This is a genomic window from Photobacterium alginatilyticum (assembly GCF_009910675.1).
GTDB classification, from domain to species: domain Bacteria; phylum Pseudomonadota; class Gammaproteobacteria; order Enterobacterales; family Vibrionaceae; genus Photobacterium; species Photobacterium alginatilyticum.
This window is the reverse complement of the sequence record NZ_RSEJ01000009.1, coordinates 45,357-70,600: the sequence shown is the minus strand read 5'-3', so window position 1 is coordinate 70,600 and position 25,244 is coordinate 45,357. Positions and strand designations below refer to the sequence as shown.

General features: G+C 45.5%; 16 protein-coding genes and 1 pseudogene. 10 read left to right on the top strand and 7 right to left on the bottom strand.

Going from position 1 to position 25,244, the window contains the following annotated elements:
* Window positions 1–127 precede the first annotated feature (127 nt).
* From EIZ48_RS10395 to EIZ48_RS10385, 3 genes and pseudogenes are all read left to right on the top strand, one after another.
* Complete coding sequence (locus EIZ48_RS10395; RefSeq protein WP_338046912.1) at window positions 128–898, top strand: PhzF family phenazine biosynthesis protein; 771 nt, start codon at window positions 128–130, stop codon at window positions 896–898.
* Window positions 899–965: 67 nt separating this feature from the next.
* A pseudogene (locus EIZ48_RS29700) lies at window positions 966–1,076 on the top strand (GNAT family N-acetyltransferase); the annotation flags it as partial.
* A gap of 219 nt (window positions 1,077–1,295) precedes the next feature.
* Window positions 1,296–2,297 (top strand): adenosine deaminase, encoded by a 1,002-nt coding sequence (locus EIZ48_RS10385; protein WP_160650684.1) that lies wholly within the window; start codon window positions 1,296–1,298, stop codon window positions 2,295–2,297.
* Window positions 2,298–2,362: 65 nt separating this feature from the next.
* On the opposite strand, the gene EIZ48_RS10380 is transcribed toward EIZ48_RS10385, so the two are convergent.
* The 4 genes from EIZ48_RS10380 to EIZ48_RS10365 all read right to left on the bottom strand — a co-directional run bounded on the left by EIZ48_RS10380 (window position 2,363) and on the right by EIZ48_RS10365 (window position 9,144).
* On the bottom strand, window positions 2,363–4,906 hold the full coding sequence (locus tag EIZ48_RS10380) for an Ig-like domain-containing protein (protein ID WP_160650683.1): 2,544 nt from the start codon (window positions 4,904–4,906) through the stop codon (window positions 2,363–2,365).
* A gap of 339 nt (window positions 4,907–5,245) precedes the next feature.
* Window positions 5,246–5,560, bottom strand: a complete 315-nt coding sequence (locus EIZ48_RS10375; RefSeq protein WP_160650682.1) for a hypothetical protein — start codon at window positions 5,558–5,560, stop codon at window positions 5,246–5,248.
* Between the two features lie 599 nt (window positions 5,561–6,159).
* Window positions 6,160–6,870, bottom strand: a complete 711-nt coding sequence (locus EIZ48_RS10370; protein ID WP_160650681.1) for an SGNH/GDSL hydrolase family protein — start codon at window positions 6,868–6,870, stop codon at window positions 6,160–6,162.
* Between the two features lie 189 nt (window positions 6,871–7,059).
* On the bottom strand, window positions 7,060–9,144 hold the full coding sequence (locus EIZ48_RS10365; protein WP_160650680.1) for a hypothetical protein: 2,085 nt from the start codon (window positions 9,142–9,144) through the stop codon (window positions 7,060–7,062).
* Between the two features lie 1,133 nt (window positions 9,145–10,277).
* Here EIZ48_RS10365 and EIZ48_RS10360 point away from each other — a divergent pair.
* Window positions 10,278–12,191, top strand: a complete 1,914-nt coding sequence (locus EIZ48_RS10360) for a methyl-accepting chemotaxis protein (protein WP_160650679.1) — start codon at window positions 10,278–10,280, stop codon at window positions 12,189–12,191.
* Between the two features lie 44 nt (window positions 12,192–12,235).
* Here the strand turns inward: EIZ48_RS10360 and EIZ48_RS10355 are convergent, their stop codons facing one another.
* Both EIZ48_RS10355 and EIZ48_RS10350 read right to left on the bottom strand, forming a co-directional pair.
* Window positions 12,236–13,213, bottom strand: a complete 978-nt coding sequence (locus EIZ48_RS10355; RefSeq protein ID WP_160650678.1) for a CE1 family esterase — start codon at window positions 13,211–13,213, stop codon at window positions 12,236–12,238.
* Between the two features lie 119 nt (window positions 13,214–13,332).
* Window positions 13,333–14,319 carry an AraC family transcriptional regulator gene (locus tag EIZ48_RS10350; RefSeq protein WP_160650677.1) on the bottom strand — a complete coding sequence of 329 codons (987 nt, stop codon included), beginning with the start codon at window positions 14,317–14,319 and terminating at the stop codon, window positions 13,333–13,335.
* 126 nt (window positions 14,320–14,445) lie between these two features.
* Here EIZ48_RS10350 and torR point away from each other — a divergent pair, with 126 nt between their 5' ends.
* The 4 genes from torR (at window position 14,446) to EIZ48_RS10330 (ending at window position 20,346) form a co-directional block, all read left to right on the top strand.
* Window positions 14,446–15,177 carry a two-component system response regulator TorR gene (torR, locus tag EIZ48_RS10345; RefSeq protein ID WP_160650676.1) on the top strand — a complete coding sequence of 244 codons (732 nt, stop codon included), beginning with the start codon at window positions 14,446–14,448 and terminating at the stop codon, window positions 15,175–15,177.
* Window positions 15,178–15,181: 4 nt separating this feature from the next.
* Window positions 15,182–18,310, top strand: coding sequence for a cache domain-containing protein (locus tag EIZ48_RS10340; RefSeq protein WP_160650675.1), 3,129 nt, complete (start codon window positions 15,182–15,184; stop codon window positions 18,308–18,310).
* A gap of 180 nt (window positions 18,311–18,490) precedes the next feature.
* Complete coding sequence (locus EIZ48_RS10335) at window positions 18,491–19,072, top strand: PadR family transcriptional regulator (protein ID WP_160650674.1); 582 nt, start codon at window positions 18,491–18,493, stop codon at window positions 19,070–19,072.
* Between the two features lie 464 nt (window positions 19,073–19,536).
* Window positions 19,537–20,346: a bifunctional 5,10-methylenetetrahydrofolate dehydrogenase/5,10-methenyltetrahydrofolate cyclohydrolase gene (locus tag EIZ48_RS10330; RefSeq protein ID WP_160650673.1), complete on the top strand. Its 810-nt coding sequence runs from the start codon at window positions 19,537–19,539 to the stop codon at window positions 20,344–20,346.
* 117 nt (window positions 20,347–20,463) lie between these two features.
* Here EIZ48_RS10330 and EIZ48_RS10325 read toward each other — a convergent pair whose 3' ends face one another.
* Window positions 20,464–21,990 (bottom strand): YfcC family protein, encoded by a 1,527-nt coding sequence (locus EIZ48_RS10325; protein ID WP_160650671.1) that lies wholly within the window; start codon window positions 21,988–21,990, stop codon window positions 20,464–20,466.
* Between the two features lie 374 nt (window positions 21,991–22,364).
* Here EIZ48_RS10325 and EIZ48_RS10320 point away from each other — a divergent pair, with 374 nt between their 5' ends.
* Together EIZ48_RS10320 and EIZ48_RS10315 are read left to right on the top strand one after the other, a co-directional pair.
* The gene (locus tag EIZ48_RS10320) at window positions 22,365–23,516 is read left to right on the top strand and encodes an amidohydrolase (RefSeq protein ID WP_160650669.1); all 1,152 of its coding nucleotides are present in this window, start codon (window positions 22,365–22,367) and stop codon (window positions 23,514–23,516) included.
* Window positions 23,517–23,698: 182 nt separating this feature from the next.
* Window positions 23,699–25,129: an alanine/glycine:cation symporter family protein gene (locus EIZ48_RS10315; protein ID WP_160650667.1), complete on the top strand. Its 1,431-nt coding sequence runs from the start codon at window positions 23,699–23,701 to the stop codon at window positions 25,127–25,129.
* The last annotated feature ends 115 nt before the right edge of the window (window positions 25,130–25,244 follow it).

Here is a 25,244-nt window from a genome sequence, read left to right as displayed (position 1 = left end):
GTTATATACATTGTTGAAATTGTGATTGAAATGAACTGCCAGAGCCACATATTTGCTATGTTAAATATTACTCCCAGCCAAGTTAATTACCCAAGAGGAACATATTATTGATGCCTATATTCTGAACGTGTTTACAGGAAATACAGCTTGCGGCAATCCTGCTGCCGTTGTAAAGCTTGAAGCGTGGGTGCCACTCGATATTTTGCAAGCCCTTTCTGGAAAGTTAGAACAGCCCGTTACATCATTTATTGTCGAAGCAAATGAAGGCTATGAAATACGCTGGTTTGCTAAAGAGATTGAAATTAACTTATGCGGTCACGGTAGTTTAGCGGCAGCCGCCGCTATTTTTGAAATGATACCTGACCATGCGCCTGTTGTTACCCTCTTTAGCAAGCATGGAACGGTAACTGTCACAAAAAGCAGTGATGCATTTACGATGACGATGCCGGGCTGGAAGGAAGCTCGTTGTTCAGGGTTAGCGAAACATGCTGATATGCTGGGTTTGGAAGCTATCGATGTCTTTAGTACGAGGGATTTGGTTATTGTGCTTGAACATGTGGAGCAGGTTCGTCGTTATCAGCCGGATTTTGACAAGATAAGCTCTATTAACGATTTTCATGCAACGATTCTAACCGCACGAAATGGAAATAATGGCTACGTACTCAGGTACTTCGCGCCGAGCATTGGTATTAATGAAGATTTAGCCACAGGTTCAGCACAGTGTTCGTTAGGTCCGTATTGGTTCGAGCAGTTATCTCTTCAGGAACTTGAAGTGACTCAGCTTTCGCAACAAGGTGGATACTTTCAAGTGAAGCAGGCGAGTGTGGACACTATAGAATTAATCGCCAATGTTCGACTGCAAGAAATAGTAAAGCTAATTAAGAAAGATGGAAAGTAATGAAAATACGAAAAGCAGATAAATCGGATGCCGAAGCGATAAGTGATCTAATCATACCGTTAATTCTGCGTTGAATGCGGAAGGTGTGTATCTCAAGTTTGGTTTTGAAAGAATTGATGGTATTCGAGAACGTAACGGAATGGTTGATATACCTATGAAGCTAAGCTGCACTGGCTAATGGTCTCGTAGAATTTGGGAAGTGTGATGTTTTACTTTGCCGATGAGTGATAATGAAGTACGTAGATACTTGAGCAGGAGTGCAATTAATGCATTTGTCATTTGCAAGATCGGTAAAGCTGTGAAAAACTAAAAATTGTTGTTATAGAAGAACTTACTGTCTAGGTGTTTATCAACACAACTTCGTATAACCCCATTAATAGGGTGTGGGGAGCATGATATGAAAGAATTTATTTGTGGTTTACCCAAAGTTGAACTTCACCTTCATATTGAAGGCTCGCTTGAACCTGAGCTTATGTTTGAGCTTGCTAAACGTAATCAGGTAGCAATTCCGTATAATACGCCTCAAGAAGTGCGTGATGCCTATGAGTTTCATAACTTACAGTCTTTTCTCGATATCTACTATCAGGGTGCGAACGTACTGATTCATGAGCAGGACTTTTTCGATTTAACCTGGGCTTATCTTCTTCGCTGCAAGGAAGATAATGTACTGCACACTGAGATATTTTTTGACCCCCAAACACATACCAGCCGGGGCATTGACTTCGATATTGTCATTTGCGGGATCCACCGTGCGCTTGTTCAGGCTCAGCATGAACTGGGGATCACCAGTCAGCTGATCATGTGTTTCTTGCGTCATCTTGACGAGGCGTCGGCTTTTGAAACGCTGGAGCAGGCATTGTTACATAAGGATAAAATAATTGCCGTTGGACTTGATTCATCCGAGCTGGGGCATCCACCGAAAAAGTTTGAAAATGTATTTCAAAAGGCATTGACCGAAGGCTTCCTGACGGTGGCCCATGCCGGCGAAGAAGGGCCGGCTAAAAATATTGATGATGCTTTAGTATTACTGCGAACTGCACGCATAGATCATGGTGTACGTTGTGTGGAAGACGAAGCGTTGGTGGGCAGGCTAATTGAGGGCAAGGTACCGCTGACGGTGTGCCCGTTATCTAATACCAAGCTCAAAGTCTTTGAGGATATGGAGCAGCACAATGTTGTCGAACTGCTTCGCCGCGGCGTGTGCGTCACTTTGAACTCAGATGACCCAGCCTATTTTGGCGGCTATATGAATGCTAACTTTTTGGCTGTTGCCAACGCGCATCCAATGAGCAAAGAAGAACTTGCACAATTTACATTAAATGCCATCGAAGCCAGTTTTATTTCGGAGAGTGAGAAACTTCGTCTCCAGAAAGAGACACTGACCTATCTGATGCAGTAAATGATGAAAGAAAAGAAGCCCAGGGCATGGCTGCCCTGAGCTTCATGCTCATTGTTACAGGTTTTCTATTTCCCGTTCATCGTCTTGAGTTTGTCACCCACAGGGCCAGAGAAGTTATATCCGTCGTGCTTGTCCCAGTTGATTGACCATGTCATCACACCACCGAAGTTTGGATACAGCTTAGTAGGGATAACCGTTCCGCAACCAGTTCCTCGTGTTAAACAGTCAAGCGCACTGACGATATTTTGTATCGGAGCCTGTCCTGAATTCGCTGAACTTGGACCGGAAGGCAGACCAATGGCAACCTGATCATCGCGGAGAGGCTGGAACATAGTGCCGTCGGCAAGCTCGAACCCTTCGACGAGCATTTTTGCCGACGCGACCATCATATCAACCGAACCTTCAGGTGCTGCGCCCGGCATATACGGATTAGCTAATCCACCATTGTTGTATAGCTGAACATGTAACAGGTTCAGCATGTCTCTGAGTTGATCGATAACCGGAATATAGGCTCCCCAGATACCTGAGTAGGCAATCATCCCACCCTGAACATAAGGGTGTTCCGGAGCCATGGTGAGATACATGTTTCCGCCTGTATTGGCCTCAATCTGCTTTAGCGCTCGTGGTAGACGCGCCTGAATTTGGGTGCCGTGCAGCAGGTTGGAACCACTTTCCAGGTCGATATCCAAGCCGTCAAAGCCCCATTCTTTAATGATCTGGCTGAGACTGTTGACGAAATTGACTTCATCCGCATCTGTGTTGAGCGTAATGGTGCCTTCGGCGCCGCCAAGAGACAGAACAATGACTTTGCCCTGAGCTCGCAAGTCGCGGACATCTTGTTTGAAGTGTTCGGGACTTAGTGCCGGGCAGGTGCTGTGGATGTCACCGGCATAAAGGTTGAAGTGTACGGTACCGTCGCTGTTTCGGTCATTGTCTGCAAAGGCTATATCAATCACATCCCACGCCGGAGAAATGTCTCGAAGGCGCATTGGGCAGCCGGCACCATTGACGAAGTTGTGCCAATAGCCAATGAGCTTGTGCTTAGTGGCTGATTGTTCGATAACCTTGACGCTGGCTGTAGCAGAGATGGCCGTCGCGCCGTGTGTATCGGTTGCTATGGCCATGACGTTATAGCTACCTGCAGAGCCGGCAGTCCAGCTGGTTGTATAGGGTGCCGTTGTATCAGTAGCGACGATGGTGCCGTTGACCTGGAAATCCACCTTTTGTACGGAACCATTGAGGGATTCCGCAGTAGCCGCGAAATTAAAGGCCTGGCCTAAGCTGACAGTCGTCCCACTGGCCGGAGAGGTCAGGCTGGTAACAAGAGCTTGGTCGCTGATGCTTACAAGAACAGAAGACTCCCCGCTATTCCCTTCGTTATCGGTGGCGACTGCTTTAATCGCGACATCACCAAGTCCCGCGGCTTGCCAGTTGGCGGAGAAGGGGGCTGTGGTATCCGTACCGATGCTTTGGTTGCCTGCATAGAACTGAACTTGGCTAATTGTGCCGTCTGCATCTGTTGCCTGGGCATTGATGGTAACGGTACTTCCTGCCAATACCGTACTGTTATCGGCGGGCGAGGTTATACTGACTTCAGGCACAATGGCACAGATACCCAGATCAGTCCAAGCATCAGCCCAGTACTGGCCTTTACCCGGCTCATAGGCCCAAGCCGAATCTGACGAACACCAGCCTGCTACATCACAGTGATATTTGTGGTTATTATGCTGGACGATATTGCCGACTAGGTACGCCTTGCCTGCAATATAGGCGGGTATACCGGCGCATCCTCCCCCCGTGTTTCCATCGCTGACAGCAACCGTAACAATTTCACTGAATGTATAGGCATTATCTATATCGGTTGCTTTGGCCTTGAAACTACGGGTACCTGCTTGTGCGGTCCATAGGTATTCATAAGGGGCACTCGTGTCCGTCCCAATAATTTGGTCATCAATGTAGAAATCAACTTTAGCGACTGGTCCTTTGTCATCAGTTGCGTTTGCTGTGAGGGTAATACTGTTGCCGGCAACGATTTGTGACGATGCTGTAGGGTTGATTAGGTCAATTGAAGGCGGTAGGTTGCCGGTGGCAGTGACAACCGTAATAGTAACCGTGTCACTGTTGGTTGCCCCTTGATTATCCGTCACGATTGCTTTGATCTGATGATTACCGACTTCCGACTTCCAGTTTAGCGTATACGGGGGAGCGGAAATGATGCCAAGTGATTGTGTTCCCAGCAAGAATTCGACGCTGTCGACAGTACCGTCAGTATCACTGGCAGTCGCGGTCAATATTACAATATCTTTTTCGGTAAATTGTGCATTGGCCAGAGGGGAGGTGAGGGTCACAATGGGGAGTTGATTGCCGGGGTTTGTGTCGCACTGACCAAGATTGGTCCACTCTTGCCACGGTCCCGAATGGTTTGCCGGATCATTGCCGATATTCCACCAGTTAGCCTTATAAGCTATATTTTTGCTCTGAACTTGTGTACCGGTGTTATAAGCCGTTCCTTGTTCCCAGACCGTGAGTTGCGAACAATTGACTGCATAGGCTTGACCGGCAGCACTAATACTTAACAGTATTGCCGTTGCCATCAACGATTTTTGCATAATAAAGTTCCTATCAAAGTATCCTTAGAATGTTAGATAAAGTCGCTGTTTACCCATATCACTCAGCGAAGCCTCCTCCCTATGTTGCAAGCATCGAGGTGGCATGCAGTAATCATTAGCGCCTAAGACACTTTTTAATAATGAAACTCTTGGTATTGTTTTATACTTCAAGCGCTTATCACATTAGTGATAAGCAAGGGGGAAATTCGGAATGGGATATTGCGAGTGAGTTTGTATTTTCTACAGGCTCAAAAAGCAGCATAGGCATAATAGCCCAGAAAGGTGAGGCTAACACTTCACCTTTCCGTTGTATTGAATCGTCTACGGGTAAGTGGGCGACTAACTATATTTACCCCAGTCGCGTTTGACGAACCAGTTTGTCGGCCAGGAAACAAATTCATCTGGTGAAAATTCATCACCTAAAATCTCCATGTCGACAATGCGCTCAGGGAGTAAAGAAAGAATATGGTGGCGGTGGTCACTTTCAAAATCCCATAGGTGATAACGATCAGACTGGTTTTGTGCCAACCGTCTTGGACCAAAGTCCATTGGCGCACAGGTTCTTATCAGTTTCTGGCCATTTTCTTTCGAGATAAACGTTAGACGCACCATTTTTTTGTTTTGAATAGCATCAACGAAGTGACTTTGATCCATAGTAAACTCCTAACAACATGTGTCGCTTGTGCATATGGTAGAAGAACCATGCATAAAAAACTGAGAGAATACTCTAAAAAGTGTTAACGCTATGTTTGTCGAGGTTGGTTCTGAAGGGGATGTAGGCATTATAGCGAATCGTCACCAGCGCGGGTGGCGATTCGACATCTGTTAATGACGCATTATCTTAGAGTTGGTCTTCTCTGGGTGTTTCATCAGGTGGGTATGGCGATTAGTAGCCGTTTGAGCCATATTATCGAGTATTCTGCCCATATCTGACGTGTGCAAACATTCAACAACACTCGGTTCGCGTTTCAGTTTGGTGCCGAGCTCATAATGACACTCTCTTTCAGGATAGAAATCAATATCGCTGTCTCTGAATTTTTTGGAGTCGGTTATGTCGTTGAACATAGATGCAACAGTGTGGCAGAAGACATCATAAACATCATTTGTACTTCTGGCTGTATTAATTTTATTCCTAAAATTTGGTGTATATGTTCTTTCCAATTTGGAATATGAGATGTGAGAGGGCATCTTTCCTGCCTCCTTCGCGCCTTGGGTATAGTTACCTATTAACTATAGGTCGGCAGGGAACTGAGTCAATCTGAACTCCAGCGTGCCTTAATCACCTCGGCGATTGTCGCTCCCCAGAACTGGTATATTTCGGGGCCGGGGTGAAAGCCGTCGATAGCCATCTGCTCAGGCTTGAGGCGGTAGTTGAGGTCGATTAATTCGCAATCGCTCTGCGTGGCAGTCCAACGGGTAAGTTGACGGTTAAATGCCTTGGCTTTGCTTCCTAGATACCAACGCAAGGGGTGGGGCAAGGCCGGAAATTGTTCCATCGGAGGGATCTTAGTCAGTATGATCTGGCGGCAAGAAAAATGGTTGCGGATTTGCGTGACAAGGGCTTTTTGCTGGTGTAGCCATCGAATCGAACTCAAAGGCTTGGTGACGTCGTTGACGCCGAGCGAGACAATCACAATATCATAGGCTTGTCTGGGATGATCTGACAGGCTGGAGCGGGTGTCTCTCGTCGTGGATCCTGACTTGGCATGAAGCTGCCATTCTAGTTTGAAATGACTGCTTAGCTGATTGATCACATTACCTGACAGTGCCTGAGATTGATCCTCGGCACCGACACCGGCGGCAGCCGAGTCGCCGACCAGTAACAAACGAAGTACTCTTCCTTGTCCGGCACTACCGCTTCGCGGGCCGGAAGCCTCTTCCAGTTTTGGGGTTACCTTGCGAACATAACGGCCCTGAACAATGAATACCGGTGCCATCAGTAGCAGAATCAGATTATGAATCATATTTTTCTCCTACGTAGAAGCCCATAGTCTTGGAAAAAGTGTCTTCTAGCATAGGATTAATTATTAGCTTTATTCTCCAAATTTTTCTATTTCAATAATAAAAAGAGGCCAAGAATCAGGTTGCCTTCATAGGGAAGCAAACATGATTCTTGGCCATCAAGTTATCGGCTGTTGATTTACAAGCGTATATTACTTATTGGCTGCTGACTGGATTTCACCATGGACGACCCAAGGCTCGTCAGCAACTGTCAGGTTGTCTTTATCCTGCCAGGTGGTACTGATAGTGGGTATATTTGCTGCCGCTGGTAGTGTCAGCAGCGATGCGCCGGTTAGATCCAACCCTGAGTTAGTACAGTCAGCGGCCCCACCAGCTGCCGGCAAGAAGCGTTTGTCGATACCGGTAGCCTTCAGGACGTAACGGTTACCGTTGTTGTCGCTATAAACTTCAGTACCGTCAGTAATGCTGAATTGTGCGTCCCACTGGCCATTAGTCTGATTCCATGGAATGCCATGTAAATTACCCGGACCGTGGTACTCAAGCATGACCTGGGTGTTGTTATTGCTGGATTCACCATTGCGATCATTTGCTGTGGTGTGGGTATAAATAAAGTTGATAGCTTTATCAAACTCATAGAAGCTCTGGTCAGTCTGATTTTGCAGCATGGTTAGCTGGCTCCAGCTGTCTAGCCCCATTTCCCAGCGATAGGTAACTACGCTCTGTCCATTAAGATCATCCCAGCTGGTTACCGAACTTGCATCAGAGCTAAGGACAAATTCGCCGCTTGACGCGCCCCAGAAGTCTTGGTCATTGCTAAGATCTGCACGGGTAAAGTTCAGTTTAACAGGCTGTCCTGACAGTTTAAGTGTCATATCCGCCGGATCGATGGTATAGGCGATGCCTGTTGAAGAGGGGTCTTCGTAGGCCTGAGTGAAGGTCCAGTTAATAGCATCATTCATGCTGATGTTGCTTTGAGGACAGCTGCCGTAACAGGTTAAACCAATCGAGCCGCTGTTAAAGATGGCATCATTAGCGCGGACAGTTTCACTGGTTGTGTAAGCGACTCGGTGTGTGCCACTGCCGTTACCTAGGTAATTGACGTTTTGGCGCAGTAGAGGTGACCAGAAGTAAGTATTTTGCGTAATACCGGCGTCAACACCGTCCGGGCTGCCTGAGCCATTGTCAGCCTGGAACTGACTCGCACTCTCAACCCAGTAGACGGTTACTGAATTGCTGCCGGTCCAATATTCGAAAGCCTCCCCGTCTTTTAGATCGCGTTGTCCTTTTGTCTGGCGAACGAGTTTGCCAGGTGCTGTAACTACGTTGTAGCTAACACCGTTTTCATCAGTAATTGTGGTAGGAGACACATAGCCTGGCTGGTGTTCTTCTTCTGTCCATAGTCCCCATTCACCGATAAAGCCGTGCTGGGGCTGGCCATTGATATTGGAAATATATTCGAAATTGAATCCAGCTTTAATATCCAGCAGGGCACCAGTGGCAAGATTAAACAGCGAATAGCTATGAACGTTTTCGCGTGGGTTGTTGCGGCTTAGGCAAACTTCCGGGTTACTGCCTACTTGCTTAAAGTAGAAGTTTTCGTTGTACGCCAGTTTGTATTCAACAGGTACCGGCGGGCTCTGACTCCAGTCAATTCCTTGAGTCTTGCCGCGTCCGCTGTTGCCCTGAGCATCGTCAATTTGTACGATGGCAGCTTGTTCAATGGTGTTACTACCTTCCTCGAAGGTATTGATCAGGCTGATGACGTTCTGACCGTTCTGAACACTAATGTTCAGGTCACCTTTGTCGCCACCTGTCGCATGTTTAAAGGTAAACTGTAGCTCACCAAAAGGGCTGTTCGGGCCAGGGGCTGCCGAAACCGTGGTGTTGATAATGTATTGTCCATCTTGCTCTTCAGAGTCCTGGAACCATACTTCAACTTCCTGAGGGCTGTTGCTGTTGGCACGCTTGGAGCTAACTACAACTTCCGAGTAGGAAATTTTACTGGCGGCCTGTGAGCTGGAGTCATCCTGGCGTTGCTCACACTGTGCTGAGTCGACCAAAGCCCGGTAATCGGCATTGGCAAAATGCTCGGCACCGGTAGCTTTCATGATACATAGCAGCATGTTAGCCATATTAAGCGGCTCGGCGGCTTGCTCTCCGACATAGCTGTCAGCAATGGTGTTTGAGTAGTCAGTGCCCGTGTCGCTGAAATTAGCAGTAGTGGAAGCTGAAAAGAGGGCGCTGGTGATCGCCGCTGCTAAAGATATCTTGTTCATATCAAGTCCTTTTTATTATTATTGTTAGTTAACGACACTGACTGTCGAAGGGGTGCTGATACCACTAACGGCTTGTTCGGTTTCACTGGAAGTTCCTCCGCCGCTATTACAAGCAGTTAGAACAAAACTTAATGTAATTAAACATAACAAGTGCTTTAATAATTTCATTGATATATCCCTTTTAATACACGTCATGTATTCGCTTGGTTTAATATGCCCAAGCTAAAAGTCAATTTATAAGTTGCTGAAAAATAGAAAGTTGAAAATTAATGTATATTGATATGAAATCCATTTAATTCATTTGTCGTTGTGCCTGATTATTATAATCCTGATGAATAATAAAATCACAGAGAAGTTTTTATTGTCTTTTTAATATTGTGCGAAAGAACAACGTTAGTTAATTAATTGGCGTTCAAGCCAGCTAAATAATATCGATATCGCCAAAAAAATGACGATCGAAATGAATTGAAAGCGTTGAAATATATTAGTTTATTAACTCTATTTTGATTGTATTTTGTGCTTGAAAAGATTTTATTTGAGTTTTTAGCTTGTTTATCAATATCTTGTGCGTTTTGCGTGAGAGTCTGAGGAGGTGGGTATTGTGTTGCAGCATTCCCAAAGAAAACGCCAGTGTGATCTTAATTCAATAAATGATTTTTCAATACTTAGAATTTAAACCCTAGTGCCTTTATTCTATATTGACAGTTAGTAAATTATGTTTTGTTTAGCATGCTGCATACCATGAAAATATATCTATCAATTGTTGTTTTGTTACAATGAGATGTAACGTTTCTGATTGTTTTTTGGTCGGTGGTAACAAGCTTGATTGTGGTGTTCACTGTGATGAATAACCCCCAATAGCCTTCTGTATAAATACAGTCGGCAATAAATATTAAAAACGCGGATAACTGGCAACCAGTGAGACTAGTTTGAAGTCTTATACCTATATTATCGGCGAAATACTGTTAATTGTGACTATTTCGGCTTGATATGCCCGTGTGGCATATTGTTGCGTATATTGTACATACATGTCGGTGCTTTTGTGACTTATGCTCGATTAATCAATGAAATCATATGCAATCATTACCCTGAGTAATTGTTTTTGACGTAATTAGAAGAGTAGTGGATGTATTGTGAACATATTATCAAGCTTTAAAGGCCGAATCATATCGGTCGCTGTCTTGTTGTTGGTAGCCTCGTTGGCTATCTCGTCCTTTTTATCCTACCGGCAGCTGTCATCCTCAATTCTGAGGAACATTGATGAATATTCAATGCTTAAAATTGACAGTTCGTCAGACAGAATCACAGATTGGTTCCAAACCATTAAGGACGGTGTCATTGCCACCGCGCCCGATTTTGCTATCGATCGGAGTGACTTGCAAATTACCTTAATGGTGAAGCAAATTGCGAGTGTATCTAAGGCCTCAGATTTTGTTGTAGGTTTTGAAGATGGTCGCTCTTACGGCGCCAAAAGTGGCATGCGTAGCCTGGCATTGTACGATCCCCGAGTCCGTGGCTGGTACAAAGCCGCTAAGCAAAAGCGGAGTACTGTGGTTACTGGTATCTATAAAGGAGCGTCTTCTGGAAAGTTGATGATCAGTATTGCAGAACCATTTTTTTACGAAGATAAGTTCCGTGGTGTTTTGCTCGCAGATCTGGATTTGGATTTACTGGGCGAAGTCGTCAACGAGTCTCCCTTCCCAGGTGCGATGACCGGGTTGTATGACGATAAGGGTACAACCGTCGCTTCAACGGGAGAGGTGGATGTTCCTGGTAAGACAAAACTTTCAGACTTTCCTGAACTGGCAGAACTCGAACGCCAGATGCTCTCTAAAGAGCAGGGGATATTCGATTATAGTCTGGGAGGGGTCGACAAGATTGCTTACTTTAAGGAGATTGTTCTCGATGAAGAAAACAGCTGGCACCTTCTGGTGGGTATCGATCAGTCTGTCGCTCACGCCGAGGTTGATGAGGCAGTGAATACCTCGTTGGCAACAGCAGGAATATTGCTGGTGTTTGCGATTGCGATCATTATGGTTGTCCTGAATCGGATTTATCGTCCAATCCTGGATCTAAAATCGACTATCGTTGAGCTTTCACAAGGTAATGGCGATCTTACCCGTCGCCTTGATGTTTATACCAATGATGATTTAGGGCAGATTGCAGAAGCGGTGAATACCTTTATTAGTAACTTGCAGGCTATGATGCTGGAGGTCTCTCAGTCTACCGAGCATATTTCAGAAGGGATCCAGCAGCTTAAAACCCAAACGGAACTCAATAATAATGTCCTTACCGCGCACTATTCAGAAACCGAGCAGGTCGTCACAGCCGTTAACGAGATGAGCTCAACAGCTGAAAGTGTCTCTCAGAGTGCGTCTCAGTCGGCGTCGTTTACCCAGAAGACCAGTGAAGAGGCTGAGCAGTCTAAGCGTGTGGTTGATGGGGCGGTGAGCAGCGTTGCGGCTTTGATTGACGAAGTCGAGTCAATGGCGCTGAGTATCCAGGCTATGAATGAAGATACCCAGAAGATTGGTTCTGTTCTTGGTGTTATCGGTGGAATTGCTGATCAGACCAATTTGTTGGCTCTTAACGCTGCCATTGAAGCCGCACGTGCCGGTGAGCACGGACGCGGTTTTGCCGTTGTTGCTGATGAAGTACGGGCATTGGCGGCAAGAACGCAGCAGAGTACTTCTGAAATTAACGAGATGCTGAGCAATTTGCGCAACGGGGCAAGTTCGGTTGTCGCAGCCATGGATGTCACGAAAAATAGCTGTCAGCAAACGGCGGATACAACGTCGAATGTGACTGAGAGCCTTGATTCGATGGCGACATCTGTTGTGGAAATTAACGATCTCGGTATTCAGATTGCGACAGCAGCCGAGCAGCAAAGTACGGTGACTGAGGAGATCAGCCGTAATATGATGGCGATTCAGGAGATGGTTAGCCAGCTGACAGATAACGGTACTCAAACCATGGACAGTACCAACAACCTTGCCAGCAGCAACGAACAATTAGTCGCTATTGTGAAGCAGTTTAAGCTTCAGTAGTTACTGAGCAACCAACCTGCAATGATAAACCCAGAGCCGTCACGTCAGTGGCGGCTTTGTTCGTTTAATGACATAAAGAAAGAAACTATCACTTCAGGGCCGTTAATATCGTTATTCTTGTTGCCAAGGAGGCGAGGCAAGTCTGGCGTGTTGCTGCCAGGAAAGTTGTGGCCGCCGCCTTCGATTGCATACAAGATCACGTCAGCGTGATTGCTGGCGCACTGATAGCTAACGACTCTGACGACTGAGCTATCTGTCTTATCTGTATCAGACAGCATTTCAACAGAGGGGATGGATGAGCATTGGTTAAGTTTTCTCCATAATTTCAACGTTTCTTCCGTGGATAGCACATCTCCCATTTCCTTACGCATAAAACGGACAGTACCACCTTGCCATGGCACCATTGGATCTTGGGTTCCGTTCATCAATAGCATTGGTAGCGGTGAGTCTGGACGGCAGGTGTTGGCTATCTTTGCTGGCATGTTGGCAATGACAGGAGCAATGGCAGTGAGTTTATCGCTGGCTTCACAGCCCATTCGCAGTGTCATCATGCCGCCATTGGAAAGGCCTGTCATGTAGACTCTGCTCGGGTCGACATTGTGGGTATTTATGAGATGTTCGATCAGTGCGCTGAGAAAGCCGACATCGTCAATGAGAATGATCTTGTCAGATTTTCTGGCTGTTTTACCACGACCGTCGTTCCACTGTGCATCGATACCATTGGGATAGGCAACGATAAAACCTTTTTGGTCTGCGAGTTTATTGTATCCGGTTCTCTCCGCAAGCTCGTCACCGTCGGCTCTGCCTCCGCCATGTAGGGCCAATAGCAAGGGAAATTGATCGGAAGATGTGTGTTGCGGCGGCAGGTGCAGGTAGAAGCTTCGTTGTAGGCCGTCATGATGGATTGTTTCCAGATGAAGGCCATCATGAGGCGATTGCTTGGCAACAGCATATGAGCTTATGGCTGAAAACAATATAACAAGCAGAGCAAAGTAGAGTCGTGAATAAGGTAGTCTCGTCATCCTTGGCCTCCAAATGCTGACGTATATTTTTATGTGTATTTTTGAAGTGTATCGGCGCTGATGATACAAACTGAAGATGCTTAAATCATTACGCCGATTGCCGTTCTATCTAGTATTTTTTATTTTAGTGGTAGGTAGATATCTGTGATTAATTCATGCTCCGCAACTTCGGGGAAGAAGTTCAAATAATGAAAGAAACAGGGGAAATCGCGTAGCTCCTCATCACTTTCAGGCAGCCATTGCCCATAGAGATAATGAACTTTGCTGTCCAGGTCATCATGTGAACCATGATGCCTGATAACAGCGCATCGCCCGGCAGGAAGGGTTTTATTTATAATCCCATGGGTGGTAGTGCCGATCGCTTGTTTGATTTCACCACAAATATCGAAGCGAAAATCCTCAGGGGCCGTGACCTTGGGATCGTCATAGATGATGCCAAAGGTTCTGCTGCTGGCAATCGGTGAAAGCCCGGTTGATTTGCGCCATTCAATAAACTGGCTTGCCGATTCGTTGACGCGTTCCGGCGCTGCACGATGCTCTTTTACGGCCACGTTAGTTTCTTCGAAGAATATGATATCTACCTTCATGTGTCTCTCCAATGCTCTTTCACGGTGATGATACTGTTGATTCCAGTGCAACCAATTAGGTTGGTTGCGGAACTCAGAAGGCGACTGGCCAAACTCCTTTTTAAAGGCACGAGCGAATGATTCCGGATACTCAAATTTAGCATCAAGCGCAATATCAATAATGCGCGTCTTATGATGGAAAACCAGTTGATAGGCTGCGCGTTTGAGTCTCAGTTGCTGGACAAATTTGAATACATTGATCCCCATGTAATGGCAGAACTGCCGATGGAAGTGATATTTAGAGAAATGTGCCACTTTGCTGAGCTCGGCAACAGTTAACTCCTCATCGAGGTGCGCATAGATGTAGTTACAGACTTGATCGATTCTTTGCCGGTAATTCTCATTCACTTCCAATGTATGGCCTATCGTTGCTTTCACGGTATGTTCCAGTTCGTCTTCTGATTGCTTGCTAGTATCGCCATGAAGAAGGCAAATATCCTGACAGATATTGCTATCGTGGTTAAGTGTAAACAATTGCATTTGCTTACAACAGGCAGTAATCGAGTGTGTTATTATTCTTGCCAAGAATATAAGAAAGTATTTGGGTATAAATTTGGGCGGGGGCTGTTCCTCCAGTTTCAACGTATGGCTGTATATAGAGAACCTATGACTTATAAGATCTTGATTGTTGAAGATGATCCCATCGTTAGAATGAAATTCCGAGGTCACTTTTTTCAGGCTGGCTATACCGTTTATGAGGCTGAAAACGGTGCTGCGATGAAGGCTGTTCTGGGCAACGAAAAAATTGACCTAATCCTTCTGGATCTCAATCTGCCGGGTGAAGACGGGATCCAACTAACCCGTGAGGTAAGGAATACGTCCGATATCGCTATCATAATGGTGACGGGCAGGACTGATCCCATCGACCGAATTTTGGGTCTGGAGATGGGGGCAGATGATTACGTTACCAAACCTGTCGAACCACGAGAGTTGCTGGTACGGGCTAAGAACTTGCTATGGCGGATCCAGCTCACTCGTGATGCGCTACAACAGGCAGAAGCAGCCTGGTCGCAACTGGAAAAAGACGATAGCCGCTTTTGTTTCATGGATTTTGAATTTGACGTTACGCAGCGCCAGTTATCGAAAGGTAGTGAGGCAATAAGGCTTACCAAAGCGGAATATGAGTTATTGGTGGCGTTTATTACTCATCCTAGTCGAGTGCTAAGTCGCGGCCGGTTGCTTAACTTGATATCACACCGGGTTGATTCTCCCAGTGATCGTACCATAGATGTGCTCGTTCGCAGGTTAAGAAACAAAATGGAAGAGAGCATTAAGAACCCCAAGATCTTCATTACGGTACATGGCGAGGGATATTTGTTTGCACCGGAAGTTATGTAGCTCGATGAATCTGACCATAAAAGCCAAGCTATCACTCATCATGTGTGCATCTTTACTCATAATGAGTTATTTCTTCATTACTAGCTTGATGAGTACCGAAAAGGCTGTCCTTGAGGCTGAGCAAAGTAATGTTAGTGATAAAGTTGCTTTGTTGTTGAATGATCATTTGAAAGGACAGGTTGATACTGTTACCCGGTCACTTTCTGACTATTATGAAAACTCAAAGTTAGAAAGTATCAGGGCCGAGTTGGCAACGGATATTTCGACATTCAGAGATACTATCGAAAGCATATATCGTAACAGCGGTTCGGCTGCCGAGGCAGAAACCAGTATTCATGCGTTTATCAACGAGTATCATTGGAATAATGGCCGCTATATTTTTGCCTATGATGCGACCACGCTGGTGAATAAGGCAAACGGGGTAAAGGCCAGTATTATTGGCTCTAGCGCTATCAATAAAACGGATTCAAAAGGTGTCTACTACGCGCGAGATATTGTAGCTGAGGCCAGATCCAATGATATTGGTTTTGCAAGCTATCATTTTTTGAACCCGGTAACTCGCAAGGTCGAAGAGAAACTGACCGCTTCATTTTATTTTGCACCTTTAAATTTGGTTATCGCTACCGGTGAGTACATTAGTACCCTTAGGAAAGATGAACTTCAGGCTGCACTAAACAGTATCAGTGCGTCAAAATACGGTCAAAACGGCTATTTCTGGGTTCAGGACAAAAATGGCAAGATCTTGGCTCACCCCAAGTCGGAAATTATCGGGACAACGATTCCGTCAACGACGACAAAGATTGCCAATGCGATCCGAGGGCAAACAGAGGCTTTTGTCCAAATTGCCTACGAGAATCCAACCACTAAACAGACCGAGAGCAAGATAGCTTATGCACGGAATGTGTATCCGGAATGGGGGTGGACGATTGCCACTGGCACATATGCCAGCGATATTACCAATATCCAGGATGGCCTGACGAGTGCCACCGAAGATATTTTTAACCACAAGGTCTATATAAGTATTGCGACATCGGCAGTTCTGCTGGTGGTCGCTCTTTTGGTTGCGACCTGGTCGATAAATAAGATTGTCAAAGGGTTAGTGATTCTAAAAGAGCGTATCGATACGCTATCGACCGGGGAGGCCGATTTATCATCACGGATAGAGATCACGTCCCATGATGAGCTGGGGGATATTGGTAAATCGGTGAACAAGTTTATTGCCTACCTTCAGTCGATGACCTTGGAAATCTCGCAAGCTTCCGCGAATATCACGGACAGTATGATTCCTCTTTCTGAATCAGAACCGGTGGTAGCTTTTCCTGCAGGACATCAAGCCACGATTGGTGCCCCTGGAATGCAACGCAATGATGTTCTTGAGCCTTCTGGCAGGATGACGGCAGCGATAAAGAAACTTGCGGCTGGTGATTTATCTGTCGATATCCCTCGCGGCGAAGGGGAAGATGTCGGGCACCTTGCTGATGCAATATCGGTATTTAAAAAAAATGCCCTTGCTTTGCAAGAACATCAGAACGAATTGCAAAAGTTGGTCGATGAGCGCACTGAACAGCTTACAAAAGCCAATGATGCTTTAAATAGTGAAGTAATTAAGCATGCCAATGCACGGGAGCAAGCAGAAGAGGCCAACAAGACTAAGTCGACGTTTTTGGCTCATATGAGTCATGAGATCCGAACACCAATGAATGGGATCATGGGAACACTCCATCTCCTTGATGGTACCTTGCTTGACAGCCAGCAGAAGCAATATACCAAGACGATTATCTCGTCTGGAGAGATCCTGATGGGGGTGTTGAATAACGTTCTAGACTATTCAAAGATCGAAGCAGGTCACTTTGATATCAATGAAAGTTGCTTTTCTACCAGTTCGATAGTGACCAATGTTATCAATATCTTTAAGGCAAGGGCGGAAGAAAAAAATATAGAATTAACTTATGCAATCGCTGGCGACGTACCAGACCATATTTGCGGTGACTTCAATAAAATTATCCAGATCGTTATCAATTTGGTCGGAAATGCTATTAAGTTTACCCAACAAGGGCAGGTTAATATTTCTGTGTACCTAGCCAAGGAGCAGGCAGAAAATCAGCTGATACTTTGTTTCGAGGTGGCTGATACCGGAAAAGGGATCCCCGAAGACAAGCACGAAACGATCTTTTTGCCGTTTGAGCAGGCGACGCGGTCGGAGCGAGGAACCGGTTTAGGTTTGCCTATCAGCCGACGATTTGCTCAGATGCTGGGCGGGGAGCTAACTGTTTCCAGCGTACCGGATAAAGGCAGCCGGTTTACTTTGACATTTCCGATGAATATCGCTGCAGAAGGCGAGTTGAATTCAGATGTAGATACAGTTTCTCTGTCCGTTCCGCCTCTGAGAATCTTGCTTGTTGAAGATAATGATACCAATGTTCTGGTAGCTAAAGGGTTTATGAACAGGCTGGGGCATAAGGTAACAGTTGCCATGTCAGGGGCCGAGGCTGAGGCTGCTATTGATGATCATGATATCGATCTTATCTTGATGGATATCAACCTTCCGGATACGGATGGCGTGACGTTGACCCATGTTCTTCGAAAGAAAGCCAATCGCCGAATCCCAACTATCGCTTTTTCTGCTCATGTCTTCCGTCAGGAAATTGAATCCTATCTCGAAGCCGGTTTAGATGGTTTTCTTGGCAAACCGGTACAGTTTGACCAGATGAAGGCTATTATCACCAGTGTTTACCATGGTCGTAATCATCAAGTTCGTACGGCTAACGATGTTGCAGCTGCTCCTTTAGAAAGCCACGCTGTGTTATTTGATCCGTCTGTATTAGAGGTCGATAGGCAGACACTTGGTGATGAGTTGGTCGGAGAGATGGTTACACTGTTCTTCGAACGCTCGGCAAGCATTAGTCAAGATATTCGAGCTGCTCGCACAGCCAATGAGCTAGAATCCGCGGCACATAGTCTGAAAAGCTCTGCTGGCGCGATAGGTCTGATTGCTCTTAGTAAAGGTTGCGAGGCACTGGAAATCGCTTGTAAGAAAGCGGCAGGCGAGGAAGAGATAGAGCAGTTGTCTATACAGTTGCTGGAGACGTATACCGCCTCGATTGATATATTGAAAGAGGAATTTCAGTCGTAAACGATAACTGCGGTCAGGCGATTCTGTTCATAATTTTACGCATTTTTTTAATACTTGTTCCCATAAAATATGCATCATTGATAACGCAACTAATTGCTGGTGAGGTGTGACAGAGGTCGTGATGACACAGCTTCCGGAGCACCTTTATTATTGCGGTATATTTTTAAAAGGATTGAAAAGATGTCACTAGCACATGTAATACTCACCGTGCTCAGCAGTCGTGACGTAAGCGGTTACGATATCACCAAAGAGTTCTCTCACAGTATCGGCTATTTCTGGAAGGCGAGCCACCAACAGGTTTATCGTGAACTCAACAGAATGGCTGAAAAAAAATGGGCAAGTTTTAGGCTTGAGTTGCAACAGAGCAAGCCGGATCGAAAAGTCTATTCCATTACTGATGAGGGGCGTCAGGCACTGTTTGAGTGGTTTCAGGAACCTACACGTACGCCCACAATTCGTGATGAGTTTGCTGCCAAGCTAGCAGTATGCGGTATCCATCACTCTACTCCTATGCAACAACAGCTTGAAGCGTTAATTCAAGAGTCGCACACCCTCATGAATAATTACGAAGAGCTGGAAAAAATCTACTTCCCTAACCATAGAACGCTTAATCGTCAGGAACGATTAAATCGCCTAACACTTCGTCGCGGTATACACATTCGTCAGGCTTGGGTTAACTGGGCCGAAGAAGCGCTGACGGAGCTAAAAGATCTGGATAGTGTAGAGGACAGTCTTAAAGAAGATGCATGCCTCTGCCTGTAAATATCTAATTTAACACGAATTATTTACGTATAACTTTCTGATATAAGAGCATTAACAAGGCGCAATACAAACAAGCGAGAGCAATAACTAAAGCCAATACAACTTCTGTATTTGACGTGATAAAAATCAATAATTTAGCCTTGAAAGTCTGGATGGCCAGGGCCAAGTTGGCTCTAGGTACACATTGTTAGTAAAGGGGTGGCAGCGTATAAATTTCGGCTGCCGCTAACATGCAATTGAGCCTGTTAGTTAGCAGGCTCAGGTTGAGATATAACATTTCTGAACAGGCGTCAATCGACGCCTCTTTGCAAAACCTTTGTGATAGCAGCTTTATTTTTGCTGCTATCACATCATTATTCTTCTATCCTAATTTATTAAGTAACAGTTGATTCCTTGTCCTAACGCAATGTGCATGTAAAATCAGTTGGTTATAAAGCAAGGACATGTCACAAAAGCCAAGAAAAATGAAATCAGTAATAAATACAATTTATGAATCAAAACTAGCAGAGTTAAAAGACAAAATAGAGACTCTTAGTACACCTGTTCAGCTTACGATCGTCACTGTCGGCGAAGACCCGGCCAGCAAAGTATATGTCCGTAATAAAATCCGGTTATTTGATGAGCTTGGTCTTGAGTGCCATCACATTGTTCTTGCTGAAGAAGGAACAACACAGTCGGACCTTGATGTGCTTGCAGAAAAAGCCGAGCATCCGATTTTATTCCAGCTTCCTTTACCAAACGGCCTGATAGCTCCGGACCTGCCGGCGGCTGTCGATGTTGACGGCTTTGGTTCCGAGGCGCTCGGTCAGCTGGTATTAGGCCAGAATGCCGTTCTTCCGTGTACGGTACAGGCAACCATAGATATTATTTCCGCACACTGCGGCGAATACAATTTTCCCGGTTTGAAAGTGGCGGTCGTAGGCCGAAGCAATATCGTCGGTAAACCATTGGCGATTGAGCTTATTAATCGCCAGAGTACGGTTGCGAGTTTTAATAGCCGCTCAGATCTTGTGGCGGTTGATTGGAACAAGTATGACGTTATTGTGGTTGCTACCGGTGCTCACGGTATCTTGGATAACTCTCAGTTTATCGAAGGGCAGCTGATTATCGATGTCGGTATTAATCGTGTTGACGGTAAGCTGGTAGGGGATATCAAGCACCATGACGGCATTTTCTCTGAAGCGGCGATTACACCTGTGCCTGGCGGGGTAGGCCGTCTGACTTGCCTGCATGTTTTGGGTAACGCTATTAAGCTGGCGGATTATTCTCGGTAACATTCAAACAAGCTTAATCGCTTGAGGGTAACACGATGATTGTTACTTGAGAGCGGAGAGGTATGGCAGTATCGGTGCGAAATCGGGCTCAGAGACACTGAGCCCGATAAGCCAAAATTAGATCATCATTACTTGGGCTGTTAACAATAGAGAGCCAAAACCAAGTAAGAAAACCACGATGGGCAGGACAAACTTAACCCATTTGTTAAACGGAATATCCAGCATCTGGAGCGTTACTAATACCAGCCCTGTTGGCGCCAGGAACAACATTGCATATTGCCCCCAGTTATAGGCAGAGACCACGATATCCCGCGGTATACCAACCGTATCAGCCAGAGGGGCCATAATAGGCATTGATAGTACTGCTAGCCCAGAGGAAGAGGGCACAACTAATCCAAGCAGGAAGAATACGAACATTTGCGAAACAGCAAAAACACTGCCGTGCATGCCAGAGACAAGATCAGAGGCATAGGCCAGAATCGTATCGGAAATCATTCCCTGTTCGAGAACGATATTGACGCCGCGCGCCATACCAATAATCAGTGAGACTGCAACAAGCTCTGATGCTCCTTGGGTGAAGGCTTCTACAGCGTCTTTTTCTTTCAAGCCGGAGATGAAAATGATGATAATGGCAATGGTTAGGAACGAAGCCGCCATTTGAGGGAACCACCATCCTCCCATCGACACTCCCCATACCATCATTGGAAAAGCAATGGCAAATAAGAACAGAATGATCTTACGGCGCACTGTGAAAGGCACCTTTTCATCCAGGCTTTTCCCTTTTAAAAAGCGCTCTTTAAATGCCTCTCGATCGGAATAAGTATATGAGAATGATGGGTTAGCTTTGATTTTATTACAGTACCAGTATAAATATCCGATGACGGTAATGGTTCCGACAATTAACCCAAAAGTTCGTACGCCTAACCCCTCTGTAAAAGAAATACCAGCTGCATTAGAAGCAATAACAACTGAGAATGGGTTAATTGTTGAAAACGCCGTACCTATTGAGGCGGCAAGAAATATTGCACCGACACAGACAATTGAGTCAAAACCAAGAGCAAGAAAAATGGGCACCAGAATAGGATAGAAAGCAACTGCTTCTTCTTCTAATCCGCAAGTTGTTCCACCAAGTGCCATTACAATACAAACAAGCGCAACAAATAAAAACTCTCGGCCTTTCGTTTTTTCAGAAAGTGAAATTAACCCCGCATTAAATGCTCCTGTTTTATTTATAACACCGATCATTCCACCGAGAATTAAGATGAAGACAATAATATCGGCACCTTCGATCGTTCCTTCTACCATGCTGACTGCAACATCGCCTAAGCCTTTGGGCGATTGCTCAAGCTGCTGGTAGGTGTCCGGGATTGCAATGGGCTTACGTATTGTGCCATTGACGAACTGATCAATACCGATATTAATATCCAGTTTGACTAACTCGTTTTGAGTAGCAGGAACAGTTGTTGTAACTCCCTGTGGACTGGTAATTAACAAAGAGTTATCGCTCGAGTTGTATGATAGTTTCGAATATGACCCTGCGGGGACGACCCATGTTAGCCCTATTGCAACCAGCATGATAATAAATAAAATTGTAAAGGCGGTCGGAAATTGAAAAGTTTTTGTTGACTCTTTAACTGCGAGCATAATACATCCCCTAAAGTTATTTGGTGAGGAAATGCCTACCAAGTGAATTTAAAATACGGCTAAACAAACAAAAAATATGTCGATGATGTCTCAAGTTGGGACGTGAAATATTATTCAGTAAATCACCATGGTGTTATTTGTTCTTCTGAATGTCGAGGGAAGGGTAATAATATTGTGTGCCGTGAACATTACGTCACTTATTGATTATAATAATTCGGCATTTGGTAATCTTTGTTTTCAATATTATTGTGAATCATTCTAATGAGTGACGAAGCGCCACAGTAATAATTGCTGATTAATTTGCGAGTAGAATCACAGCTCGATTTTTCAAACAGCTGTAATCTTCCTATTTGATTAATCAATTAATAGTAACTATGAACAATCTCTCTGATAATGCCTGTGAATTCGACGCGATTCGCTTTCGCCGCCAACTCCATCAACGTCCCGAGCTATCTTCATTTGAAGAAAACACCGCCCTGTCGATTGCTCTTCAATTAGAAGCATTTGGATTAATCCCTTCTACAGGGATTGGTGGGCATGGCGTTGTCTGTACCATTGATAGCGGGCACCCCGGAGAAACAACATTGCTGAGGGCAGATTTTGATGCACTCCCTATTACAGAGAAAAATGCGTTCTCCTACTGTTCTCAACATGAGGGGGTAATGCACGCCTGCGGTCATGACGGACATACCGCAACCCTGATGGCTGTAGCCCAAACGCTGTCGGTTAACCCACCAAGGCAGGGAAAAGTCATACTGCTTTTTCAGCCTGCCGAAGAAACAGGTACGGGAGCGGCGAGTATGTTAAATGATGCCTGGCTGGCAGAGCAGCGGGTAGATAATGTTTTTGCTTATCATAACCTCCCAGGCTACCCGTTACATACAGTGATAGTTAAACCTGATGCATTTGCCTGCGCCTCAACGGGGGTAACGATAGAACTGGAAGGTAAAACATCACATGCAGCCAGACCCGAGAATGGCGTTAATCCGACAACGGCAATGCTTAAGGTGATTGAGTTTCTGCAAAGTATGCCCACGAGTTACAGAGATTCGTTCACTCTGGTGACGGTTGTGCATGCTTTGCTGGGGGAAGAGGCGTTTGGAACCGCCCCGGGGAAGGCGACCATTATGGCAACCCTGAGAAGTGATAATAGTGCAGTGCTCAATGACATGAAACAAGACCTATGCGAGATGGTATCGACGCTGGCCGCACAGGATAAACTGACCAGCCAGGTTCAATGGCAGGAGTCGTTTAATGCTGTAATCAATTCGCCTAAACATTGTGAACTGGTTTGTGAACAAGCTAACGAGCTTGGCTTACCGATAGAGATACTTTCAGAGCCAATGAGGTGGTCGGAAGATGTTGCCGAGTTCCTGGAAAAATGGTCGGGAGCTTTATTTTGCTTAGGGAGTGGAAGCGGGCATCCCGAACTGCATAATCCTGACTATGACTTTCCTGATGCCTTAATAAGCAGTGCGAGTGGGCTCTTCCTAGGTATTATCCGCCAAATTCATCACTCTGAGTGAGTATATGATCACGGGATAGCCCGTGATCATATGCCGTAATTCCGAACAAAAAGGTAACTAGCGACTATACTTCTGACAATTATCAATTCAGGGCTTGTTAATCACTTAGCCCAGTTGTCGGCTCGATTCTGAAGATCAACTCTGAGCAATAAGCTTAAAGAACACGCTGATTAGGAGTGGATATGGAATGGTTAGAAGGTCTATTTGGTGTCATTGGCGATCTCACTTGGGGATGGGCATTGATACCCTTCCTCGTGGTATTGGGTCTCTTCTTTACGCTTGTTACCGGGTTCGTTCAGTTTACATTCTTTGGGCGCATGTTCCATGTGCTGCTAAACAAAAACCAAACGGCTGACAAAAATGCGATTTCCGGCCGGGAAGCACTATTGTTATCAGTTGGCGGGCGCGTTGGCGGTGGTAACATTGCCGGTGTTGCAGTTGCCATAACGCTTGGGGGCCCCGGAGCGGTTTTCTGGATGTGGGCAATTGCCTTGGTAGGAATGGCAACCAGTCTGGTGGAGTGTTCACTTGCTCAGCTTTATAAACGTAAAGAAGGCGATGAGTTTCGTGGTGGTCCGGCTCGTACGATAATTCACGGCCTGGGCGAAGACTACCGCTGGCTTGCCTATCTGTATGCAGTTTGTCTGATAGCCTCTTTTGCTATTGGTTTTAATGCATTTCAGGGAAATACTGTTGCTGGTGCTGCTCAAGATAGTATGGGGATTGACCGTATATGGACCGGGGCCCTCCTTGCAATAGGTACGGGCTTTATCATTTATGGTGGTATTAAGCGTATTGCCAAAGTAGCAGATGTGATAGTCCCTATTATGGCTATCGGATATGTTGTGATGGCGCTACTGATTATTCTTTTAAACATTACATCAATACCTGCGGTAATTGGCACCATTATTTCTAACGCGTTTGGTTGGGAAGAAGCGGTCGGTGGCGGTATGGGCGCGGCTATGGCACAGGGGTTACGCCGTGGTCTGTTCTCTAACGAAGCCGGGTTGGGATCTGCACCGAATGTCGCAGCAACAGCAGAAGTGACTCACCCGATAAGTCAGGGGATTACTCAGTCACTGTCCGTATTTATCGATACCATTCTTATCTGTAGCTGTACGGCGTTTGTGATTTTGCTTGGTGATGTCTATGTGCCGGGGGCTGAAGATATTGATGGGGTTGTATTGACCCAGCAATCACTGGTTTCCCATGTTGGATCCTGGTCACAGTACTTTTTGACAATAGCCATTTTGCTCTTTTCCATCAGTTCGATTATCTACAACTATTACCTGGGTGAGAACGCATTGACCTTTATGTCGCAGAATAAGGCTACAGTTCATATCCTTCGTATTTTTGTGATAGGAATAGTCTTCCTTGGGGCCGTAGCGCCGGGAGCAACATCGGTGTTCTTCTTCTCGGATCCTATGATGGGCATACTCGCAATCGTTAACTTGTTGGCACTGTTGATGCTGTTCCCGACACTGATCCGTATTCTGACAGACTACAAAGAACAGCTGAAAGCAGGGGCTGAGCATCCTGTGTTTGATGCGTCAAAGTTCCCTGATCTCGATATTGACCATAAAGCGTGGAAAATTAAAAAGGAAGAAAGTTGATGATGTCGGCTTAGCACAGCGAAAATCCCACTAGGGTTTAGTTCATCATCAAATAGCGAGTACTGCAAATGTGGTACTCGCTTTTTCTTTCAGATTTAGTCATTGGTACGTCTTG